The sequence below is a fragment of the Fulvivirga aurantia genome (genome assembly GCF_009711475.1).
GTDB classification, from domain to species: Bacteria; Bacteroidota; Bacteroidia; order Cytophagales; family Cyclobacteriaceae; genus Fulvivirga; species Fulvivirga aurantia.
In genome coordinates this window covers 1-577 of sequence record NZ_SMMD01000119.1, presented here as the reverse complement: position 1 = coordinate 577, position 577 = coordinate 1, and the positions used below count along the sequence as shown (strand labels likewise).

The 577-nt window shown below is 45.2% G+C and carries 1 protein-coding gene; it reads left to right on the top strand.

Features of this window, described 5'->3' with window-relative positions; all coding sequences use genetic code 11:
- Positions 1–577, top strand: a 577-nt coding sequence (locus tag E1176_RS00285) for a thrombospondin type 3 repeat-containing protein (protein ID WP_185152468.1), incomplete at both ends; no start/stop codon positions are given.

The following is a 577-nucleotide window of genomic DNA, read 5'->3' as shown; positions in this document are numbered from 1 at the left end:
TGTAGACGGTGATGGTGATCCTACCAATGATGATACTGACGGAGATGGTACTCCTGATTTCAGAGACACTGATGACGATGGCGATGGTGTGCCAACCGAGGATGAAGACGTAGATGGTGATGGCAACCCTGCAAACGATGATACAGATGGTGATGGTACTCCAGATTACAGAGATAATGATGACGATGGTGATGGTAAATCGACAAGCGATGAAGACACCAATGGAGATGGCGATCCGACCAATGATGACTGTGACGGAGATGGTATAGCCAACTATTTGGAAGTGGACGATGGTTGTGATGCAATCAATGATGCAGATGGTGATGGAGTCACTGATGATGTTGATAATTGTCCATTAGTTGCTAATGCAGATCAATCAGATATCGATGGAGATGGTATAGGAGATCTTTGTGATGATGATGCAGACGGTGATGGTGTTTCTAACACGGATGAAGACCTGGATGGAGATGGAGACCCTGAAAACGATGATACAGATGGAGATGGTATACCTGATTACAGAGATACAGATGACGATGGAGACGGAGTGCCTACTTCAGATGAAGATGTAGACGGTGAT